The sequence below is a fragment of the Paenibacillus sp. FSL H8-0122 genome (assembly GCF_038005345.1).
GTDB lineage: Bacteria > Bacillota > Bacilli > Paenibacillales > Paenibacillaceae > Paenibacillus_AQ.
In genome coordinates this window covers 4,946,734-4,965,538 of record NZ_JBBOTB010000001.1, presented here as the reverse complement: position 1 = coordinate 4,965,538, position 18,805 = coordinate 4,946,734, and the positions used below count along the sequence as shown (strand labels likewise).

The 18,805-nt window shown below is 43.3% G+C and carries 18 protein-coding genes; 13 read left to right on the top strand and 5 right to left on the bottom strand.

Annotated features, from left to right (window positions below; translation table 11 throughout):
- Positions 1-18: 18 nt before the first annotated feature.
- The 5 genes from NSS64_RS21365 to NSS64_RS21345 all read right to left on the bottom strand — a co-directional run bounded on the left by NSS64_RS21365 (position 19) and on the right by NSS64_RS21345 (position 3,961).
- Positions 19-735, bottom strand: coding sequence for an ABC transporter permease (locus NSS64_RS21365; protein ID WP_341141440.1), 717 nt, complete (start codon positions 733-735; stop codon positions 19-21).
- Complete coding sequence (locus NSS64_RS21360) at positions 735-1,685, bottom strand: ABC transporter ATP-binding protein (protein ID WP_341141439.1); 951 nt, start codon at positions 1,683-1,685, stop codon at positions 735-737. Before NSS64_RS21360 ends, NSS64_RS21365 begins: the two co-directional genes overlap by 1 nt.
- 123 nt (positions 1,686-1,808) lie before the next feature.
- Entirely contained in the window at positions 1,809-2,852 is a 1,044-nt protein-coding gene (locus tag NSS64_RS21355) for a HAMP domain-containing sensor histidine kinase (RefSeq protein WP_341141438.1), read from the bottom strand.
- A gap of 1 nt (position 2,853) precedes the next feature.
- Positions 2,854-3,549, bottom strand: a complete 696-nt coding sequence (locus NSS64_RS21350; RefSeq protein WP_341141437.1) for a response regulator transcription factor — start codon at positions 3,547-3,549, stop codon at positions 2,854-2,856.
- Between the two features lie 37 nt (positions 3,550-3,586).
- Positions 3,587-3,961: a hypothetical protein gene (locus NSS64_RS21345; protein WP_340991574.1), complete on the bottom strand. Its 375-nt coding sequence runs from the start codon at positions 3,959-3,961 to the stop codon at positions 3,587-3,589.
- Positions 3,962-4,585: 624 nt separating this feature from the next.
- Between NSS64_RS21345 and NSS64_RS21340 the strand changes: the two genes are divergently transcribed.
- From NSS64_RS21340 to NSS64_RS21280, 13 genes are all read left to right on the top strand, one after another.
- Positions 4,586-5,566, top strand: coding sequence for a hypothetical protein (locus NSS64_RS21340; RefSeq protein ID WP_340943089.1), 981 nt, complete (start codon positions 4,586-4,588; stop codon positions 5,564-5,566).
- Positions 5,567-5,912: 346 nt separating this feature from the next.
- Complete coding sequence (locus NSS64_RS21335) at positions 5,913-7,187, top strand: ACP S-malonyltransferase (protein ID WP_341141436.1); 1,275 nt, start codon at positions 5,913-5,915, stop codon at positions 7,185-7,187.
- Positions 7,188-7,199: 12 nt separating this feature from the next.
- On the top strand, positions 7,200-10,943 hold the full coding sequence (locus NSS64_RS21330; RefSeq protein WP_341141435.1) for a type I polyketide synthase: 3,744 nt from the start codon (positions 7,200-7,202) through the stop codon (positions 10,941-10,943).
- Positions 10,940-11,449: a nucleoside deaminase gene (locus tag NSS64_RS21325; RefSeq protein ID WP_340943081.1), complete on the top strand. Its 510-nt coding sequence runs from the start codon at positions 10,940-10,942 to the stop codon at positions 11,447-11,449. Before NSS64_RS21330 ends, NSS64_RS21325 begins: the two co-directional genes overlap by 4 nt.
- 14 nt (positions 11,450-11,463) lie before the next feature.
- Entirely contained in the window at positions 11,464-12,144 is a 681-nt protein-coding gene (locus tag NSS64_RS21320) for a 7-carboxy-7-deazaguanine synthase QueE (RefSeq protein ID WP_340943079.1), read from the top strand.
- A 15-nt stretch (positions 12,145-12,159) separates the two neighbouring features.
- On the top strand, positions 12,160-13,539 hold the full coding sequence (locus NSS64_RS21315) for a coproporphyrinogen-III oxidase family protein (protein WP_341141434.1): 1,380 nt from the start codon (positions 12,160-12,162) through the stop codon (positions 13,537-13,539).
- A 3-nt stretch (positions 13,540-13,542) separates the two neighbouring features.
- Complete coding sequence (locus NSS64_RS21310; protein ID WP_341141433.1) at positions 13,543-14,742, top strand: class I adenylate-forming enzyme family protein; 1,200 nt, start codon at positions 13,543-13,545, stop codon at positions 14,740-14,742.
- A complete protein-coding gene (gene queD / locus NSS64_RS21305; RefSeq protein WP_340943073.1) occupies positions 14,739-15,104 on the top strand; it encodes a 6-carboxytetrahydropterin synthase QueD in 366 nt (121 codons plus the stop codon). Before NSS64_RS21310 ends, queD begins: the two co-directional genes overlap by 4 nt.
- A 45-nt stretch (positions 15,105-15,149) precedes the next feature.
- A complete protein-coding gene (locus tag NSS64_RS21300) occupies positions 15,150-15,434 on the top strand; it encodes a hypothetical protein (RefSeq protein WP_340943072.1) in 285 nt (94 codons plus the stop codon).
- Positions 15,431-16,498, top strand: a complete 1,068-nt coding sequence (locus tag NSS64_RS21295; RefSeq protein WP_340943070.1) for a BtrH N-terminal domain-containing protein — start codon at positions 15,431-15,433, stop codon at positions 16,496-16,498. Before NSS64_RS21300 ends, NSS64_RS21295 begins: the two co-directional genes overlap by 4 nt.
- Complete coding sequence (locus tag NSS64_RS21290; RefSeq protein WP_341141432.1) at positions 16,489-17,346, top strand: 3-hydroxyacyl-CoA dehydrogenase family protein; 858 nt, start codon at positions 16,489-16,491, stop codon at positions 17,344-17,346. Before NSS64_RS21295 ends, NSS64_RS21290 begins: the two co-directional genes overlap by 10 nt.
- A gap of 38 nt (positions 17,347-17,384) precedes the next feature.
- Positions 17,385-17,642 carry an acyl carrier protein gene (locus tag NSS64_RS21285; RefSeq protein WP_341141431.1) on the top strand — a complete coding sequence of 86 codons (258 nt, stop codon included), beginning with the start codon at positions 17,385-17,387 and terminating at the stop codon, positions 17,640-17,642.
- Between the two features lie 11 nt (positions 17,643-17,653).
- The gene (locus NSS64_RS21280) at positions 17,654-18,784 is read left to right on the top strand and encodes an acyl-CoA dehydrogenase family protein (protein ID WP_341141430.1); all 1,131 of its coding nucleotides are present in this window, start codon (positions 17,654-17,656) and stop codon (positions 18,782-18,784) included.
- The last annotated feature ends 21 nt before the right edge of the window (positions 18,785-18,805 follow it).

Here is an 18,805-nt window from a genome sequence, read left to right as displayed (position 1 = left end):
TGAGATGATCCGGCCCTCTTATGGCTGCTCTGCATATCTCCACCAGGCAAAGGTCCCGGCGATTCCGATGATCCCGGTATAGGCAAGAATGATGATACTGCTTAGCTGCAGCGAACCGGTGCTTTGGAATACCGACGGGATGGTCCATGGGAAGTAGGGTGCAAATCCGAAGGAGCTGAGCACATTGGACAGAATGACGATGATCAGGATGAGCCCCAGAGGAGCCAGGTAGCCCTTGGTTACATTAGCCAAAAGAATGCTTGGTGCGGTTACAAAGATGTACAACAGTGAGGTAATGAGGAACTTAAGAAACAAGCTCCAAATGAAAGCGGCGGACCCGCCTGTAACGCCCAGGATGGCTCCTACAGCAAGACCTACTGCGAACATATAGATGGAAAGTAACAGGCACCATGCTAAAATGACCAGGAATTTGGATAATACAATTTTCGCCCGGGAAATGGGCTTGGCCAGTAAATCCTTGATCGTCCGATCTGAAAACTCCCGTCCGAATACCCATGCCGCCACAAAGGTGTATCCGATCAGTCCCAGCGGGGCAAGCGTCTCCAGCAATCCGGTTAAATACGCTTCCCAGGTAACACCGCCGGCGGCACTGGATAATACATTTCCAACGCCCATCATGATGGGCCCGAAGCCCAAAACCAGGAACATGATCCAGAACACATTCGAGCGGATAATCTTGCGGAGCTCACAATGTAACACCGATAGAATATTCATTATCTAATCCCCCTGTTAACCCCGATAGTGCGGAGAAAATAGCCTTCCAGATCCTCTGTAACTACCCGGAGGGATGTCGGCGGCTGATTGGATTGAACCAGCAGTTCGGCCAGCCGTTCAGGATGATCTGCCGCATGTTCATTGGTGAGTCTGATATAGCCGTCCGGGGTATCCTCGAAGGCATAGCCATGCTCCTCCAGCACCTTCTTTAAGGCAGGCTTGTTCCGGCCGTTAACGACCAGGCTTTTCTCTAAGGACTGCTCCAGCTTGTCCATTGCGACTTCTTGCACCAGCTGACCGCCGTGAATAATTCCAATCCGTGTGGACACCTTCGAGAGCTCCTCTAACAGATGGCTGGATATGAACACCGTGATGCCGAAATTGTGCGCCAGATTATATAACATATTTCGTATCTCAGCTACGCCTGCTGGATCAAGGCCGTTGATCGGCTCGTCCAGGATTAGAATTTCCGGATTGTGAATCATCGCTTTCGCAAGCCCCAGGCGCTGTTTATTTCCGAGTGAGAGATGTTTTGCTTTTTTCTTTTGGTGCGGCGTAAGCCCCAGTTTGTAGATTACCTGAGATACGGCATCCTTGTCCGGCATCCCTTGCATGCGTCTTGCGATCTCAAGATTCTCTGTTACAGTCAGATCTGGATAAAAGGTAGCCTCTTCCAAATATCCGACGTTGCTCCATAATTTAGAGTTTCCGGCATCGACCTTTTCACCTAACATATAGAGCTTGCCGGAAGTAGGCTTGATCATCGCCAGCAGCATCTTGATCGTTGTTGTCTTCCCGGCGCCATTCAGTCCCAGGAATCCGAAGATCTCGCCCCGGCTGACCTCCAGCGAAAGATTATTTAATACGGAATAGTCGCCAAACCTTTTGTGCACTCCGTCAATTTGGATAGCGGGCGTGCTGCCGATTCTTTTCTTGGATAAAATACTCATTCTTCCCCAGACCTCCTACTTGTAAAGCCAGTGTTTGTTGTGTTCTGCTACAACCTATTGTCACATCCAAACATGAAGCTTCTTTAAAGGAAAAATAAATAGATCTGAAGAGAATATAAAAAACTATAAAGGAAGGCTGAATCTGATCCCGAGACCGCCATATTCGGAGGAGAAGGCCACAATCTCGCCCCCGTGATGCTCAATAATCGATTTACAGCTGGCCAGTCCCAGTCCAAGCCCGCCCTTGCGGATCTGCCGCGACGGGTCCACCGTGAAGAATTTGAGGAACAGCGAAGACATATCCTGATCCGGCACGCCAATGCCATTATCCTCTATTTGAAAATAGGCATGATGCTCCCGCAGATATCCGGTCATATAGACCTTCAGCTTAGGCTTCCCTCCATATCTTACGGCGTTGCTGAAGAGGTTGCCGAACACCCGGCGGAGCATCGGTTCATTAACCGTCAGCCATATGCTGTCCGTGAAGGAATGGCGGCAAGCCAGTTCAATATCAAGTCCCGCCAGCTCATACTCATATTCAAAAGCAATGTCTACAAACAACTCTGTCGCTTTCACTGGTGTAGCGCTCATGGACTCGAGCTCCATTTTTTCTTTGGTGAAACTGGAGAAATCATTGAGGAGTTCAACCATAAAGGCTGACTTCCGCTGAATCAATTCATAAAATTCCTGCTTTTCAGCATCAGGTAAGTCCCCATGTGTAGCCAGCAGCTCAGTGAAGCCGTTAATCGAGGTCAGGGGTGTCTTCAAATCGTGGGCGATGGCGGCAATCATATCGGTCTGTTCTCTGTGGGCAAGCTGAAGCCTGTGCTCCATTTTATTGAAGTGCTTATACAGCTCTCCAATCTCGTCCTTACGCTTCAAAGCCAGCGGAGGCAGGGGGTGGACGACGTTGACTTCCTCCAGCCGGGCATTCAGACGCCGGATAGGCTTCTCAATATAATAATGAATATAGATGATCAGAATGGAAAATATGCAGCCGGCGATGACGAAGATGGGCAGAAGTAATACTACATAGGGTGAGTCCAGCAAAGTGGTACGTATGGGGGAATATACGGCGAAGACAAACTTCAAGTACAAACCAATAGAGAACATCAGAATCAGCAGCATTAGCAGGAATAACAGGGGAAGCTTTATTTTCAGTTTCATCCTATTGCTCTCTTTCTGTGTATTTATAGCCTATGCCCCAGATGGTTTTAATGAAGTTATGCTCAAGACCCAGCTTCTTGCGGATATTTTTGATATGAACCGTTACGGTATTGATCTCTCCGTATTCGTCTCCCCACACGTTCTCATAGATCTGCTCACGGCTGAGTACCTGGTTGGGGTGACGCATCAGGACAGACAGAATTTGAAATTCCTTCGCGGATAAGTCGAGCTTCCGGCTATAGAGGAAGGCTTCATACGTTTTATCATTCAAAAGGAGCGGAGCATCGGCCTTTTCTTTAGCGGGACTAAGCTCGCCCCACTCTTTGTGCAGCCTGTCCACCTTGCGGAAATGAGCCTTGATTCGGGAAGCCAGCTCCTGAATACTGAATGGCTTGGTCATGTAATCGTCTGCGCCGATTTCCAGACCGACAATTTTATCAATGTCCTGATCCCGCGCACTTAATAACAGAATCGGAACATTATAAGACGACCGGATCGTTCGGCAGACATCCAGTCCGCTCATATCAGGCATGACGATATCGAGAACAATGAAATCAATAGGGTGATCCTCCACCGCAGACAAGGCTTCTCGCCCGGAACTGGCCGTAATTACAGCGAATTGCTCATACCTTAGGGTCTTGCTGATGAGCTTCACGATTTCTTGATCATCATCGACAACTAATATTGTTTTTGACATTTGACTACCTCCCGGGCACTAACCGTTCTGAGGTTAATCATAATTGCTGGATAGTGTTGTTGCAATCCTCAGCAGGTCTCTTAATTGGAGAGATTAGGTCCGGTGTATGTTCATAAATAATAGTCTTTCCTGTTAAGGCAATATCATCATTTGCGCCGGGTAATTCCCAGTCAGGGAAAGAAACCTTAACTTCCATTGTTGTCTCGTTATCTTGAATAAAAACAATGTTCTCAGAAAATGTCCCCCACTCTGAACATCCGAGGAAGGAGAGAGAAGAAAGTGATGAAAAATGAGGGAGAGAGATTTGCTGACCTAGACAAGAAATATGATCATCTAATTCTTTGTGTAAAGATGGAATATTATATTTCTCGTTGATTGTATTAGGAAAATAATCATTTAGATTAGGTACCATTATTTCCGGATAAGAAATGGGTGAAATTTAATTTATTATTATTAGAACTGTACATAGGATCAATACAGATCAAAGTTCGATCTTCTTCCGAATAGCCAATGACCAGTATGAAATGACCACGGTCCTCTTTTTGATAGCCGTCAACCCATGGAATCCAAAATGTACTCATATAAATACCAACCGGGTAATTCTAGCCCCCAAGCGCTGGTGTACATTAGTTCTTAGTCTCTCCCCCAAAACGAAGAAACACTCACTATTAGGTCTTGTGTACATGTTTTCTTAGGATCATAAACAGGCATTATTTCAAGTAACATAAATTACCCCTTTCATTTAAAATGGGTAGAGAATTAAGAGAAATACATAAAATGTGAAGTAAAACGTTAATTTATTTATTGAGAATATAATTTTATGTATGTGACTGAAGTGAACTTAATCACTATTAGATTCATTATTAGGGATTTTATTACAATCTGGTTACGATGATTGCGCTTTCTAAAAATTAAACTTATACTTTCTTAAAGCCTGTGCCAAAGAGGTGAACTTAAAGCGAATTCTCAATGTTATGCGAATTGAAATTTCAGTATGAAGTCGATTACTTAACAGATTAAGATGGAGGTGTTATTTATGAATGTATACACATTGCCTGTATGCATACCGCAGGTTTATGGATTTCTACATCATGCACATAAGCTCTCTATAGTGCTGGAGAATGAAAAGAACTTACCTTGGTTTTATAGCAATTATCTCCAGTTATACACAGCCGAATACTCAAATGAATTTAAACTGGACTTTTACTCTTTTGATGGGAAATATCCCCGTCATCCCGGAATCAATGAGAACTGGTACGAAAAAGAATTTTTTTTAGACATGCATTTTAATATAGTTCCATTTATTATAAATTGTATAAAAAATGGACGTTATGTTGAAATTTTAATGGATGAATACTATTTGTCCTGCAAACCATCCTATCAAATTTCTCATTTCACACATCAGAGTTTAATTTATGGATTTGATAAAGAAGAAGAATGTTTTTTAATTCTGGGTTTTAATCGTTCGGGGAATTTTAGCAGAATTCAGGCGTCCTTTGAAGAGATTGAAAAGGCATTTCACAATTCCAGTATAGGTGGAGTTGGTTTTTTTGACTGCACTACTTCACTTGATTATTCCAATTCTGATCCTTCACTTAATCTTGCAGTCATAAAAACTTATATAAGCGACTTTATTCATTCTACTAATTCTTTTTTAACATACAATCCCCCAGGGGCTACTTATGGATTAGGTATATACAAAGAATTATGCAACCGATTAACTCTAGTAGAATCCTTCAGAGAAGATATCAGACCGATACATATTATACTCGAACATAAAAGTTGTATGGTTAACAGATTGCGTTATCTGCAAAAAGAAGGGATTTTTACTGATGCTTCTTATTTAATTGATGGATTTTCCGGTCTTGTTAAGGATGTAAGTAGAATAAAACAAGTACAACTAAAATATGTTTTATCAAAAAAACAACAGTTGATAAATTATGTAATACAAGAAATCCTTACTATTATGGAGCGGGAAGAGGAGCTTTTGCATAACTTTTTAAAGAAATTGGATTAGTTGCCCTCCAGACAACCTAGCTCTTATTTTGCTCACATCCTGCGTTTTTTTGTTAAAGCTATCTATTTCGGCGTAAACTGTCGGGATAGATTTTTTTTGATTTAAATTTAAAAAGGAAAAAAGACACTATCATAAAATATAGCATGGTCTTATGTGATTATACATGATGGTCATCACAATTTTTTATATTATTAGGATAAAATATCAATTATGTTACAATGGTTGTGCTTTCATGAATTCGAACGTATACTTTCATTATTGTACGAAAATAGGTATTTTATAGAAGAATATATAAAATATTTGGTTGTAATACTATTTTTGATGATCTAAGGGAGTGCGAAGAAAATTGTATAAGAAGAAGGCATTTATTTTTCCGGGACAAGGTTCACACTACGCTGGGATGGGACAGACGTTCTACAACGACTTTCATTCTGTACAGATATTGGTTGAGGAAGCCGGTGATCTGCTTGGCCTTAATATAAAGGATGTGTTACTTCATTATACAATAGATGAATTGGAACAATCGGAGTTGGTACAGACTGCAATAGTAATAGTAGGTTATTGTTCGTTTAAGGTTTTAACGGAGGAGTACGGCATCTATCCCGATTTACTGGCCGGACATAGTCTGGGGGAATTATCGGCACTCGCCTGCTCTGGTGCGATAACGTATAAAGATACTTTAGCATTGACCCGAAAAAGGGAAAAAATTATGAATATGATTGGTGCCGGGCAAGGGGGCATGATAGCAGTTATGGGAATTGACGCTGATTCGGCCGACAAAATATGTAAAAGCATATCAAGTCATCTCGGATATGTTGCTGTTTCAAATTACAACTCGGATGAGCAAGTGACGATTTCAGGAACGGAACAAGCTTTGAAAGAACTGATATCTCAACTAAACAATCAGGGAGTCAGAATATTACCGGTTCCAGTTCCCGGACCCTATCACAGCAGATTAATGGAATCTTCGCTCCCCTTCATGAAAGATGAATTGAATAAATGTGATTTTTCCCCTCTTGAGTATCCCGTCATTTCCAGCATTACAGGAACCCTATACAGATCAGAAAAAGAAATTTATGAGCGTTTGGCAATTCAATTAACCAACCCCGTTCGCTGGACACAAGTGTTGGCCTGTTTTGCTGAGGGTGGGATAAAAGAATTGATTGAAATTGGTCCTCAGTCAGTCCTGCGCAATCTCTCAATGACTAATTGTATTGACTTGACTGTTCTGGCAATGGAAAACCGTCGTGACTTTCAAGAAATTCTTCGCAGGTTTTCAAAGGTACGCGAGCTTGAAGCAGTAAACTCCGTTAGTCGTAATCAACTTCTGAATGATTGTCTGAAAGAAGCGTTGTGCGCTCCTAATTATAATGATGATGAAAAGGAGTTTGAACAGGGGTTCCTGAAACCTTACAGAAAAATACTATCGAATTCAAGAAATTCAGAAAAATTGGGAGGAGTGCCAGGATATAAAGAAATGAAAGAAGCTTTAGACATGCTTCATCAAGCTTTAATCATAAAAAAAGTGGCGGATTCTGAACGTCGTGAAATCATGCAAGATGTGCTCTATGTAAACGGGTTGTTTGACGTTTATCCTGATTATCTGAAAATGCAGGTATAAGGAGGTATGAATATGGAGAGTTCGAAGGATATAGCAGTAATAGGGATAGGTGTTAGGTTTCCCCAAGCGGAAAATCCAAAAGAGTTTTGGGAGTGTTTGCGCAACGGAGTGGATTGCGTAGGTTCCCTGCCTGAGGGTAGACGCCAGGATGTAGAGGAATACGTCAAGGCGGTGTATCACGAAGATGAAATCCCTCACTATCGTGAAGCAGCGTACTTGGAACGAATTGATACGTTTGACTATGAGTTTTTTAAAATATCGCCTAAAGAGGCAGCTTTGATGGATCCACATCAGAGGTTGATGCTTGAGACGGCGTTTCAGGCTGTTAACAATTCCGGCTATGCTCAAAAGATAAGGGGGACCCGTACAGGCGTATTTATTGGATTTCCAACGGAATTTTCTGCTGTTATGTATCAGCATTTAATTATGAAACTGAATCCAGAAGAAGCAGATAACTCCTTTTCAGGTAATTTGCCTGCGGTTATCGCGGGGCGCATTTCCTATTTCTTTGATCTCAAGGGACCTTCTCTGCTAGTAGACACCTCTTGTTCATCCTCCTTGGCAGCTGTACATATGGCTTGCAACAGTCTGAACAGCGGTGACAGTGAGTTAGCCCTGGTCGGTGGAATCAATTTATTTATTATGCCAACAGAAAATAAAGTGGTTAAAAATATAGGTATTATTGCTCCAGACGGGCGCACAAAGTCTTTCGATGAGGACTGCGACGGGGTAGGGCAAGGTGAGGGAGTAGGCGTTTTAATATTAAAGCCGCTGTCCCGGGCCCTGGATGATCATGACTATATCCATGCCGTTATTAAAGGCAGTGCAGTGAACCAGGACGGCAAATCTATTGGAATTACTGCCCCTAGCGCAGGTGCTCAAGGACAAGTGCTGATGCAGGCCTGGAAAAATGCTGGAATTGATCCATCATCCATAAGCTACATTGAAACGCATGGAACAGCAACAAAACTCGGTGATCCAACCGAAATTCAGGGAATACGTAAAGCTTTTTCCAATTACACTTCACATAAGCAATTCTGCGGAGTTGGATCAGTGAAAACCAATATCGGGCACACGATCGGCGCAGCTGGGGTAGCGGGTATGATAAAGGCGATCCTCTCACTTAAACAGCGTCAAATTCCGCCCAGTCTTAATCTTATAAAGCCTAACAGGAAAATTAAATTTGAAGATTCACCGGTTTACATTAATCACAGACTCCGCCACTGGACCGTAAGTCCCCGTAGGTGCGGAGTAAGCTCTTTTGGAATCAGCGGAACAAATGCCCATGTCGTATTGGAAGAAGCCCCTGAGTTATACAGGGAGAAATATTTAAGACCGGACTGTAGCATTTTCACTTTATCCGCTAATGGACGGGAACAGATATTAGAGCTTGTAGACCTCATGACGTCCTATCTTAAAGGAGAACGCTCTGACTCACTGGCAGATATCTGTTATACCTCTGCTGTTTGCAGACTTCATTTGAAATACCGCATAGCCATAATAGTGCAGGATGCAGGTGAATTAATAGCTAAACTGGATAATTTAAGACTTAATCCAGAGACGCCGCAGCCCAGTGTGTGGACCAACCTTGGAAATTGCATATCGGTTAATGAGATAGCAACGAAATCAACGACCGATGATTTGCCTGTTATTTGTAGGCGTTATGTTCAAGGTGAGGATATCCCCTGGGAGGCTTATTATGCAGACTTACCAGTATACAAGGTTCCTCTTCCCGATTATCCCTTCAAAAAAACACGCTGCTGGATTCAGAGTGATCCACGTGTACTAGCCTACAAAAAGCGGAATTCCGCTGAAAAGATGTATCGAACGGTTTGGAGTGCCGAACCGCTCCTCTTATCAACGGTACCATGGAACGGCAAGCGAGTAATCCTTCTTACAGATCGCTCAGTTGCGGGAACTTCGATGGCGGACCTTCTGCGGCATCAGGGCAACAACGTACTAGAGATCGAGATAGGCTCCTCCTATGTTCCTTTAGACAAGGACCGTATAAAGGTTCCCGCAAGTGAAGAGGATTTCGAGCGGCTGCATCCTCATTTGGAAATGTTTATGCCGGAGAAAATTATACATATGACGACAGCTTTCAGAGATAGAGATCCTGACACTCTTGCGCAATTGGAATTGAATTTAGAAGAAGGTGCCTACAGCCTGTTATATCTAGTCAAAACACTTCAGAAGCTTAAATCACCTGTTGGAGTCGAGCTTGTTATTGTGACCTCAGGTACTGCCCGCATTGAAGCAGATGATCTTGTCCAACCGCATAATGCAGCCTTGGCAGCTCTAGGTAAAACTGTAAAATGGGAAAATCCGCAGATAAATTGCCGAAGTGTTGATGTTGGTCGGGGTATTACAATCGATGAGCTAATGGCAGAAATCCAATATCCGGGCAGCCCATACGCAGTGGCTCTCAGGGAGAGACGGCGATATGTTGAAACGATCGAAGCGGTCTCTGCGGATTCCATTGAACTTCGGTCAGGACCAGTACTTCGTAAGGGCGGTACTTATGTGATTACGGGAGGTATTGGACGTATCGGCAGCCGTCTGGCAGAGACATTGTCTGGACATGAGAGAATCAATTTAGTGCTACTCAGCCGTTCCAGCTTCCCCCCGAAAGAACAATGGGAGAACATTCTTAACAGGTCCGGTGAATTGGAAGACGGTATTGGAGAAATCCTTCTTAAACTTTTGAGGATTGAGCGTAGTGGTTCCTACGTGGATGTGCGTTCTTGTGATATTAGCGATCCGGATCAAGTGAACGCTACATTCCAGAGTATACGGCGAGATTGCGGAATTATCGACGGCCTGATTCATCTGGCTGTATCTGATGAAACCTGTAGCTTGGCCGAACTAACGAAGAAAGCGATGAATCGTTCGACCAGAGCAAAGGTTCATGGTACATGGATTCTGGACCAGGAGACACGTGAGGATAATTTATCCTTCTTTATTCTGTTTTCATCGGTGATGACATTAGTATCGGGAGCCGGGAATGGGACCTATACGTTATCGAATGCCTACATGGATGCTTATGCCGAATACAGGAACAACAAATTTCCTGGTTCGATGGCAATCAACTGGCCGGAGTGGGAAGGTATTGGTCTCGCTGAGGATAAGCAAACCGATGAAGAACGTTCCATTTTCAAAAAGATTTCTTCAGAAAAAGGTCTGGAGATGTTCTCCAGGATAATGGAGCTGAAGGCGGAGCGTCTTATCCCGGGAGAACTTAACGTAAATAGTCCAATCTTTCAGTTGTTGGATTACATGCCTTTTCAATTATCTGGCGATTTGGTCTCACAGCTCAAACACTATAGAAAAACTAAGCCTTCCGCCAACCACCTGCCCATTGAGAAGAATAGCGGTTTACCGCAGCGGCAGGTATCAGCCGGGAGTATGGATATAAGCCGCACAACTGTTCCTGTTCAGACAGCGGATTCTTTACAGGTCCGTACTTTACAGGCGAGCGAAGCTTGCGCTTTAACAGGAAGAGCATCAGGTATGTATACACATTATGAACAGCAGCTGGCAATGGTATGGCGTGATATGTTTGGTTATGAAACGATTAATGTTACCGACAATTTTTTTGAAATAGGCGGGGACTCAATTTTTGCTTTCAGGCTTGCAGCAATTCTCTTAGATAAGGGAGTAAATGTGGATGCGGAAGATATCTTGCGCTATCAATCCATTGAATCTATTGCCAAGATTATGGAGAGCAAGGTTGAAGAGGGGGCTGTCCCTACATGATGGATCATGATGAGTATTTTATGCGATTGGCAATTGAGACTGCCCGTCATGGGATCGAACGTTTTGAATTTCCGTTTGGTTGTTGTATAGCCCAGGACAGCTATCGTTATGTAGTTACCGGAAATCATTGCTTTACTTCCGCCGATCCAACTGCTCATGCAGAGATTACTGCAATACGTGAATGGAGTCGGTTATACGGTGCAATCAGCTTGAAAGAAACAGTCATTTATTCAACTAGCGAACCATGCCTGATGTGCCTTGGAGCCATAAATTGGGCACGCATCCCGCGGATTGTATACGGAACCTCGCTGCACAGCTGTATCCATCACGGATTTGCAGAAGCAGATATTAACTCTGCTGCTTTGCTGAATACCTTTTTGCATTCTGTTTCTATGGAAGGGGGGGTACTGGAGCAAGCGTGTGAGCAACTATTTGGATCGTGGGAAAAAAAGAAGAGGTTGACAGCCTTATTCTCTAAACAGCCATCTAAGCTAAGTACGACGTAAAGGAAGGAGAGGCAATGAAGAAAATCGGAGTATATGAAATCTTCTCTTCCATCCAAGGAGAAGGGATTTTGCAGGGGATTCCTTCTGTTCTGATTCGCCTAGTCGGTTGTAATCTGGACTGTTCCTGGTGCGACACCCAGAGCTTTCTGAAAGGAGGAAGAGGGACTTACTACAAGCTGGAGCAAATAGTTGATGCACTTGATAGCTACTGCTGCAAAAATGTTGTTATCACCGGAGGAGAGCCCTTTATTCATCAAGAACTTCCTATACTCACCCGTGAATTACATGAGCGCGGATATCATATTACGATCGAAACGAATGCGACACTATACCAGGAGGTAGTCTGCGACCTCATAAGCATGAGTCCCAAGTTGTCTAATTCCGTTGTTACAGATCCCGACACGAAGAGCAACAAGATTGATATTGGAGTTATACGTAAGTTCATTTCCAATTTTGACTACCAGATTAAATTCGTTGTCAACGATCAGGAAGATATGGAAGAGGTTAGTTCTATTCTGAAAGAGATCGGAGATTATGATCCTTTTCGGGTGATGATTATGCCTATGGCAGCTACCTTGAAGGATCTGCAGCTAGTGCAGAAAAAAGTGCTCAAATTGTGCATTGATTATAACATGAGATACGCGAACCGTCTTCAGCTGCAAATCTGGGACAATCAAAGTGAGGTTTTAAACTAAAAGGGAGGCTATAGAATGAAAGGACCACTGAGTTTAAAAGAACGTATGGATGATTTTTGGGTGTATCCGAAATTATCGAAAGTGAATGATAAACGCGAGTACAGAGATGATTTTTTTCAATTCCTGCAACAACCTTCTTTAGATAGTAAAGCAGCACTTAACTTGTATATACACATTCCATTCTGTGATTCTGCCTGTATTTTTTGTCCTTATTATAAAGTTCACGGTAGTAAAAATCTGGAAATCAAAATATCAGAGTACATCGACACTCTTATCGCTGAAATGAAGCACTATGCCTCAACTCCATATTTCTATGGGAAAAAGATTGATTCCGTTCATTTTGGTGGGGGCAACCCGCTGCTTATGCAACCTGCAGATTTTGAACGGATCATTCTGGCTGTTAAAACATATTTTCAGATGGATTTTAAGGAAAATTGGTCAGTTGAAGGATCGATCAATTGTGTGAGAAGCGTCGATCAAATTCGCCAAATGATGGATTTAGGAATTAACAGGATTAGCTTCGGTATTCAGACATTTAAAGAAGATATTCGTAAGGATATGAATATGAGAGTGACTCTGGATGATATTTACCGTGGGGTAGACATCCTGAACTCTGCTGGTCTGACTGATTATTGCATCGATATGATGTACAATATGCCGAATCAATCAATTGATGATGTCATAGAAGATCTGGAGAAAGTGACAGCTTTGAATCCCTATCATATTGATATTTACAATATGGCTGTCTTTCCAAACACTTATCTTGACCGTCAGATCAAGAAAGGTGCCTATCGAATTAAACCATCCAACCCGAACCAGCTTACAGCCTTCCGTGAGGCCCATAAGTGGCTGAAAGAGCATGGATACCAGCAGATAACGACCAATACCTATTCCTTGCGTCAAAAGGAAACACATATTGGCGACCGCCTATACTTAACTAATAACAATGTACTTGGAATCGGAGTATCTTCAAGAGGTTATTTAGACGGTTATGTCTACAAGAATGTGTGTGATATGAAGCAATATACGGAACAAGTGAGTCAGGGTTTATTTCCTGCCAATCTGGCACACAAGCTGACTGAAGAAGAACACAATGACCGGACAATGGTCTTTTTCCCGATCACTTTGGCGATCAGCAAAGCTTCCATCCCCAATTATGCCTTCTATGAAGAAAAGATAAATACCGTTATCGGTATGGGACTTGCCGAATGGACAGGCGACACTCTAAAGCTGACAGAGGAAGGCATCGTATGGGCCGGCAATATAGCGGCACATTTTATTAGTGAGGAACGATGGAACACGTACATGAGTTCATTTTTCCAGTCTGTTCGAGACAAGACGAACTTCTACAACGAAGATGATACAGGGATGAAGGTTGTGGAACTGGAGGTTTAGTTCATGTTGTACTCGAGTCTTCAACAAGCAAAGAATAAATACTCAGAGCGGTGTGCAGTAGTCTGTAACGGACACCATATGAGCTATGCTGAACTCTTGAAAGAAGTTGACTATGCCTCGGAGCGGTTTGGCGAACTGGGACTTGGGGGCGGTCAAACAGCCGCTTTGGTTTTGAGCAACTCACTGGAGTTCATCATCTGTCTGTACGCGTTGTCTAGCAGGCATGTATGTGTGTTGTTAATAAATCCGCAGAATGACGTAGAGAAAATATGCGAAAACCTGCAAATGACTCACTTGGATATTGTAATTATGGAGAATCACGTTTACGACAACCTTAAGGATACGGGCGCATCTTTTCCTTTCCAAGTTATTTTGCGTGAACATCTTTCCGGGTATTGTCGTCCCGGTGCATCAAAGCTTATGAACAGGGACGATAATCTGTATCAATCCAGAAACGAACATGCTCCGGTTGTTATCCAATGTTCTTCGGGGACTACAGGGTTGCCTAAAATGGCCATCCGGACGAACCGCAACCTGTCAGTGGATACGGATAACATTATCTCGACATTTGCTTATACAGAGGAAGATGTTGTCTACTGCGCAGTTCCGGTATGCCATGGATACGGGTTGACCATGGGGTTGTTAGCTCCACTTAAGGCAGGAGCTCAAATATGGCTGGAACGCTGGTTCATGCCGAACCGTCTAATCAGCGACTTATCCAAGACAAGGCTGTCTGTATTTCTGGGAACGCCAGAGTACTATGATATTCTGAACCGCCGTCAATACAGCGAAAGAAACATCAACTTAAGTGAAGTCCGGCTGCTGTTGTGCTCCGGCTCTCCTTTACAAAAAGAGACCGGGTTATCGTTCCACACACGGTATGGACGCTGGATTCAGCAGTTGTACGGAATGATGGAAGTGAGCACGATGTCCTGTAATTTGGCTGCGGATGAAAACAATGTAACAAGTGTAGGACTGGCAGTGAATAATGTCTTGATCAGGCTCGGTGCAGGAGGGGAGATTGAGGTTTTCAGCGAGACGATCTCCGAGAGCTACGTTGGAGACCGAAAGATAACTCCAGCAGAGAAACACGGATGGTTCAGGACTGGTGACCGGGGATATCTCGATGAGACAGGACGGCTGTATATCCAGGAGCGTATCAAGGCTTCGGAGCAATTTGCAGAAATGGAGGCGAACCTATGAAAGTGACTATCGGTAAAGAGTTTTTATTTGAAGCAGCACATCAGTTGCCGCAGAGAGAAGAGTACGGCGCTTGCCAGAACCTGCACGGGCACCGTTACGAATTGACTGTGGAAGTAAGGGGAGAAGTAAATGAACTGGGGTGGGTTTGCAATTTTAAGGAAATAAAATCTATTGTTAAAAATAATGTAATCGAACTGTATGATCATGCATATTTGAACGATCATTTCGACTTACCGACAGTTGAAGTCATGGCTGTACATATTTTCAAGGTGTTGTCTGAGAAATTACGAGACAAACCGTACGACTTGAACCGAATCTTATTATACGAGACTCAGGACAGTTATGCGGAAATTAGAGCATAACTCGAATTAACAATTCTAACAATCATTTAAGGGGAGAAAAACGTTATGGGGAAACCGGAATTTCAAATATCGGAGCGGGAACTGCGGCTTTTCATTATGGATAAAATCAGCGAGGAAAGCACAGATTTAGATGCATTTGATGAGAATACCGAGCTTGTCGACAGTAAAATTATTTCATCAATCTCTTTGATTAATCTGCTTGCAGGAATAGAGGAATATCTGGGTCAAGAGGTTGTTACCAATGAATTCGGCATAGAAGATTTTACATCAGTGAATAAGATCATCCAATCTGTCAGATCCTCCTTGCAGTGGCCGGATCAATCTCTATGAACGCCAGTTCATTTATGGAGTCAGAGTTTGTCTTTCCTAAGGAGTTTGAGTATTACTGCTTTAAAAATTGCTATTGGAATCTTTTGAAATATTATGGTGTTGAAAGTCCCGAGTTATTTCTGGATTGCGGAATCGAATGGCTATTTACTGAAGATGGATCGGATAAATATGGCTACTCATTCAGCACGGGAGATTTTTTCTCCAGCTTTCTGCCTTCTTGGGCTGGGCAAGCACATTTCCACTCTAATTCAGATAACAAGTATCAATGTGAGGAAATTTGGGAGTCCAATCGTCTGAAGTTAATGGCAGGAGTACCTTTAATTGCTGGAGTTGATGTATTCGAACTGGATTATACTCCCTTCTATCACAAAAAGCATTCCTATCACTCCTTACTACTGACTGGGTATGAGGAAAGGACAGAACAGTATCAGTTAATTGATTGGTACCCTCCCTGGTTCTTTAAGGGAGAACGTACGCAAGCTTTACTTGACCCGGCAAGGTCCTCAGCGAATCAAGCAGACGGAATTCTGAGCGGGAATCCTATCGATTATCTCTGGGTAGAGGTAGAGAGAGAGGGATGGACAGCGGCCAAGAAACATCAAATTGATGAAGCGTTATCTTTGTGTCTAGATCAGTTTTACAGCAGCCCTGAAGAAAGAGGTAATGCGCAGAGAGGCGTTTACGCTCTCCACGCATTGTTGGAGACAATTGAGAAAATGATGGAAGAAACCAAGGGACAAAAGGAGTTTATGGAAGACCTGCATGGTAAATTATTTTTTACAGCACCGCGAAAATCCTTTCTGAAGTTTTATCTGAAATCAGCAGCCCGAGAGTGGCCATCATCCAAATTGTATGGTTGTATCAAGTGCTTGGAGGATACAATCACGGAGTGGAAGAAGCTCTCCTCCATCGTGATTAAGGCATCACTCTCGGAAAGAACCGAACTATTTCAGCAGGTGATCGATTTATTGAGACGTCAGATCTCTCTGGAGAAAAATTTCTACTATGAACTGTATAGCGTAAGCAAAAGTCTAAAGGTGGAAGGATTTCCGATATGGATATAAAACGAGTTGCGGTTATTGGCGCCGGTATCATGGGCAGAGGAGTGGCGGAGGTATTGGCGGCAGCAGGGATCTCAGTCGTTCTGATTGACCGGAAAGATGATGTACTGCGGCAATCCAGAGACCAGCTCCAGGATGATCTGCGGATCCGGGCACTTATTCGCCAATCAGAAATAACGGCTCAGGAGCCTGAGGCGATCATGGAACGCATAGAATGGACAACCCGTTTAGATGTTCTGACCCAGGTCGATTATATTGTGGAAAATGTCCCCGAAGTGACACACGTGAAGAAGGAACTGTATCAACAGATAGCTCCGTATCTTCCAGAATCGTGCGTTATAGCTGTTAACACATCCTGTGTTTCCATTACTGAACTGGCTGCCGGATTACACCGGCCGGAACGGGTTATTGGTGTGCATTTTATGAATCCAGTGCCGTTGATCCCTGCTGTTGAAATTATTCGGGGTTATCATACGTCAGCAGATACTCTGAATATAACCACCTCCTTAATGGAGAGACTTGGAAAACAATCAATCGTAGTAAATGATTTACCTGGTTTTGTATCTAATCGGATATCCCATCTGATGATGAATGAAGCCGTGTTTGTTGTTCAGGATCAGGTAGCAACTGCCTGGGAAGTCGATGAAATATTTAAAAAATGTTATGGACATAAAATGGGACCCCTGGAAACAGCCGACTTAATCGGCCTTGATACAGTAAAAAATTCCCTGGACGTTTTATACAAAAGTTACCAGGATTCTAAATTCCGTTGCTGTCCGCTTTTAAAGAAAATGGTAGACGCAGGCCTTCTGGGGCGGAAGACGGGACAAGGATTTTATCAATACACTTAAACCTATTTAAGAATTTAAGAATGGGAGAGGAATAACCGATGGATGATGTGCAATTGAAAATTGAGCATTTTCTGCTTCGCATGTTCCGTGTCAAACAGATCGGTCTGCATGATGATATCTTTGCGCTGGGTTCAATGAATTCCTTATTTGCGATGCAATTAATTCTTTTTCTTGAGAAGGAGTTTCAAATTCGGATTGAAAGCAAGGATATGGATTTGAACCAGTTTAAGACACTGGGAACTATTATTGAGCTGGTAGAAAGAAAACGTCTTATTCTTAAATCTTCTGGAGAATAAAGGAGGCATTTATGGGGACATTTGGAGTTCAGGAGGCTTTGCGTAAAGAAGAGTTTAGACGTTTTACCGAGTTAGAGGTATTCCCGCTTGCAGACAAGATTGACCGGGATGAACAGATGCCGAGGGAATTAATTCGTAAGTTGGGCGAGTCGGGATATCTGGGAGCCTTTCTGCCAAAACGGTATGGAGGGCATGAAATGAGTATGTCTGATGTGGGATGTTTGAACGAAGAATTGGGGAGAGGCTGTTCTTCAACACGGGGAATTTTGACAGTGCAAGGTATGGTTGAAATAGCCATAGACCGCTGGGGAACACCAGAGCAGCGACAGGAATGGCTGCCGGAGTTGGCACAAGGTTTGGCCATTGGCGCGTTTGCCCTTTCTGAACAAGGAGCCGGGACAGATGCCAAGAGTATTGAAACTGCTGCCGTTGTCCAAGATGGCGTATATATTCTGAATGGTCATAAAAAATGGATTACAATGGGACAACTGGCCGATGTGTTCATTGTGTTTGCCAATTATAACGAGAAGGTAACAGCCTTCTTGATGCCAAGGGATACTCCCGGCTTGACAGTCCGGCCGATCGACGGAATGTTGGGTCTAAAAGGATCCATGCTGGCTGAACTACAACTGAACAATTGCCGGATACCGCTGGAGAACATGATAGGGTCTGAGGGAACGGGATTGACCAATGTTGCGATGTCCTGTTTGGATTACGGACGTTATACGGTAGCCTGTGGTTGCGTCGGACTTGCGCAAGCCTGTCTGGATGAATCGCTGCTCTACGCCCGTAAAAGAAAACAGTTTGGGAACTCGCTAAGAAATCACCAGCTTATTCAAAAAATGATAACTGAGATGGTAGTAGGTGTTCAAGCGGCCAGAGTATTGTGCACAAATGCAGGGCGCCTGAAGGATGAGGGAGATCCCGAATCCATCATGGAGACTTGGAATGCAAAGTACTTTGCTTCCAAGGTGGCCGTTAAATCGGCCGCTGATGCTTTACAAATTCAAGGTGCTGTCGGGTTCAGTGCGAATAGTCCTGCACAAAGACATTATCGGGATTCAAAAGTTTACGAGATTATTGAGGGTACCTCCCAAATTCACGAGTTAATGATCGCTACGAACGCTTTCCGGAGAATGTAAAATTTCGGAGCAGCTATGGGA

Coding starts and splice junctions, on each gene's coding strand:
- NSS64_RS21365 (WP_341141440.1), bottom strand. CDS start 735: ATGAATATTCTATCGGTGTTACATTGTGAGCTCCGCAAGATTATCCGC.
- NSS64_RS21360 (WP_341141439.1), bottom strand. CDS start 1,685: ATGAGTATTTTATCCAAGAAAAGAATCGGCAGCACGCCCGCTATCCAA.
- NSS64_RS21355 (WP_341141438.1), bottom strand. CDS start 2,852: ATGAAACTGAAAATAAAGCTTCCCCTGTTATTCCTGCTAATGCTGCTG.
- NSS64_RS21350 (WP_341141437.1), bottom strand. CDS start 3,549: ATGTCAAAAACAATATTAGTTGTCGATGATGATCAAGAAATCGTGAAG.
- NSS64_RS21345 (WP_340991574.1), bottom strand. CDS start 3,961: ATGGTACCTAATCTAAATGATTATTTTCCTAATACAATCAACGAGAAA.
- NSS64_RS21340 (WP_340943089.1), top strand. CDS start 4,586: ATGAATGTATACACATTGCCTGTATGCATACCGCAGGTTTATGGATTT.
- NSS64_RS21330 (WP_341141435.1), top strand. CDS start 7,200: ATGGAGAGTTCGAAGGATATAGCAGTAATAGGGATAGGTGTTAGGTTT.
- NSS64_RS21325 (WP_340943081.1), top strand. CDS start 10,940: ATGATGGATCATGATGAGTATTTTATGCGATTGGCAATTGAGACTGCC.
- NSS64_RS21320 (WP_340943079.1), top strand. CDS start 11,464: ATGAAGAAAATCGGAGTATATGAAATCTTCTCTTCCATCCAAGGAGAA.
- NSS64_RS21315 (WP_341141434.1), top strand. CDS start 12,160: ATGAAAGGACCACTGAGTTTAAAAGAACGTATGGATGATTTTTGGGTG.
- NSS64_RS21310 (WP_341141433.1), top strand. CDS start 13,543: ATGTTGTACTCGAGTCTTCAACAAGCAAAGAATAAATACTCAGAGCGG.
- queD (WP_340943073.1), top strand. CDS start 14,739: ATGAAAGTGACTATCGGTAAAGAGTTTTTATTTGAAGCAGCACATCAG.
- NSS64_RS21300 (WP_340943072.1), top strand. CDS start 15,150: ATGGGGAAACCGGAATTTCAAATATCGGAGCGGGAACTGCGGCTTTTC.
- NSS64_RS21295 (WP_340943070.1), top strand. CDS start 15,431: ATGAACGCCAGTTCATTTATGGAGTCAGAGTTTGTCTTTCCTAAGGAG.
- NSS64_RS21290 (WP_341141432.1), top strand. CDS start 16,489: ATGGATATAAAACGAGTTGCGGTTATTGGCGCCGGTATCATGGGCAGA.
- NSS64_RS21285 (WP_341141431.1), top strand. CDS start 17,385: ATGGATGATGTGCAATTGAAAATTGAGCATTTTCTGCTTCGCATGTTC.
- NSS64_RS21280 (WP_341141430.1), top strand. CDS start 17,654: ATGGGGACATTTGGAGTTCAGGAGGCTTTGCGTAAAGAAGAGTTTAGA.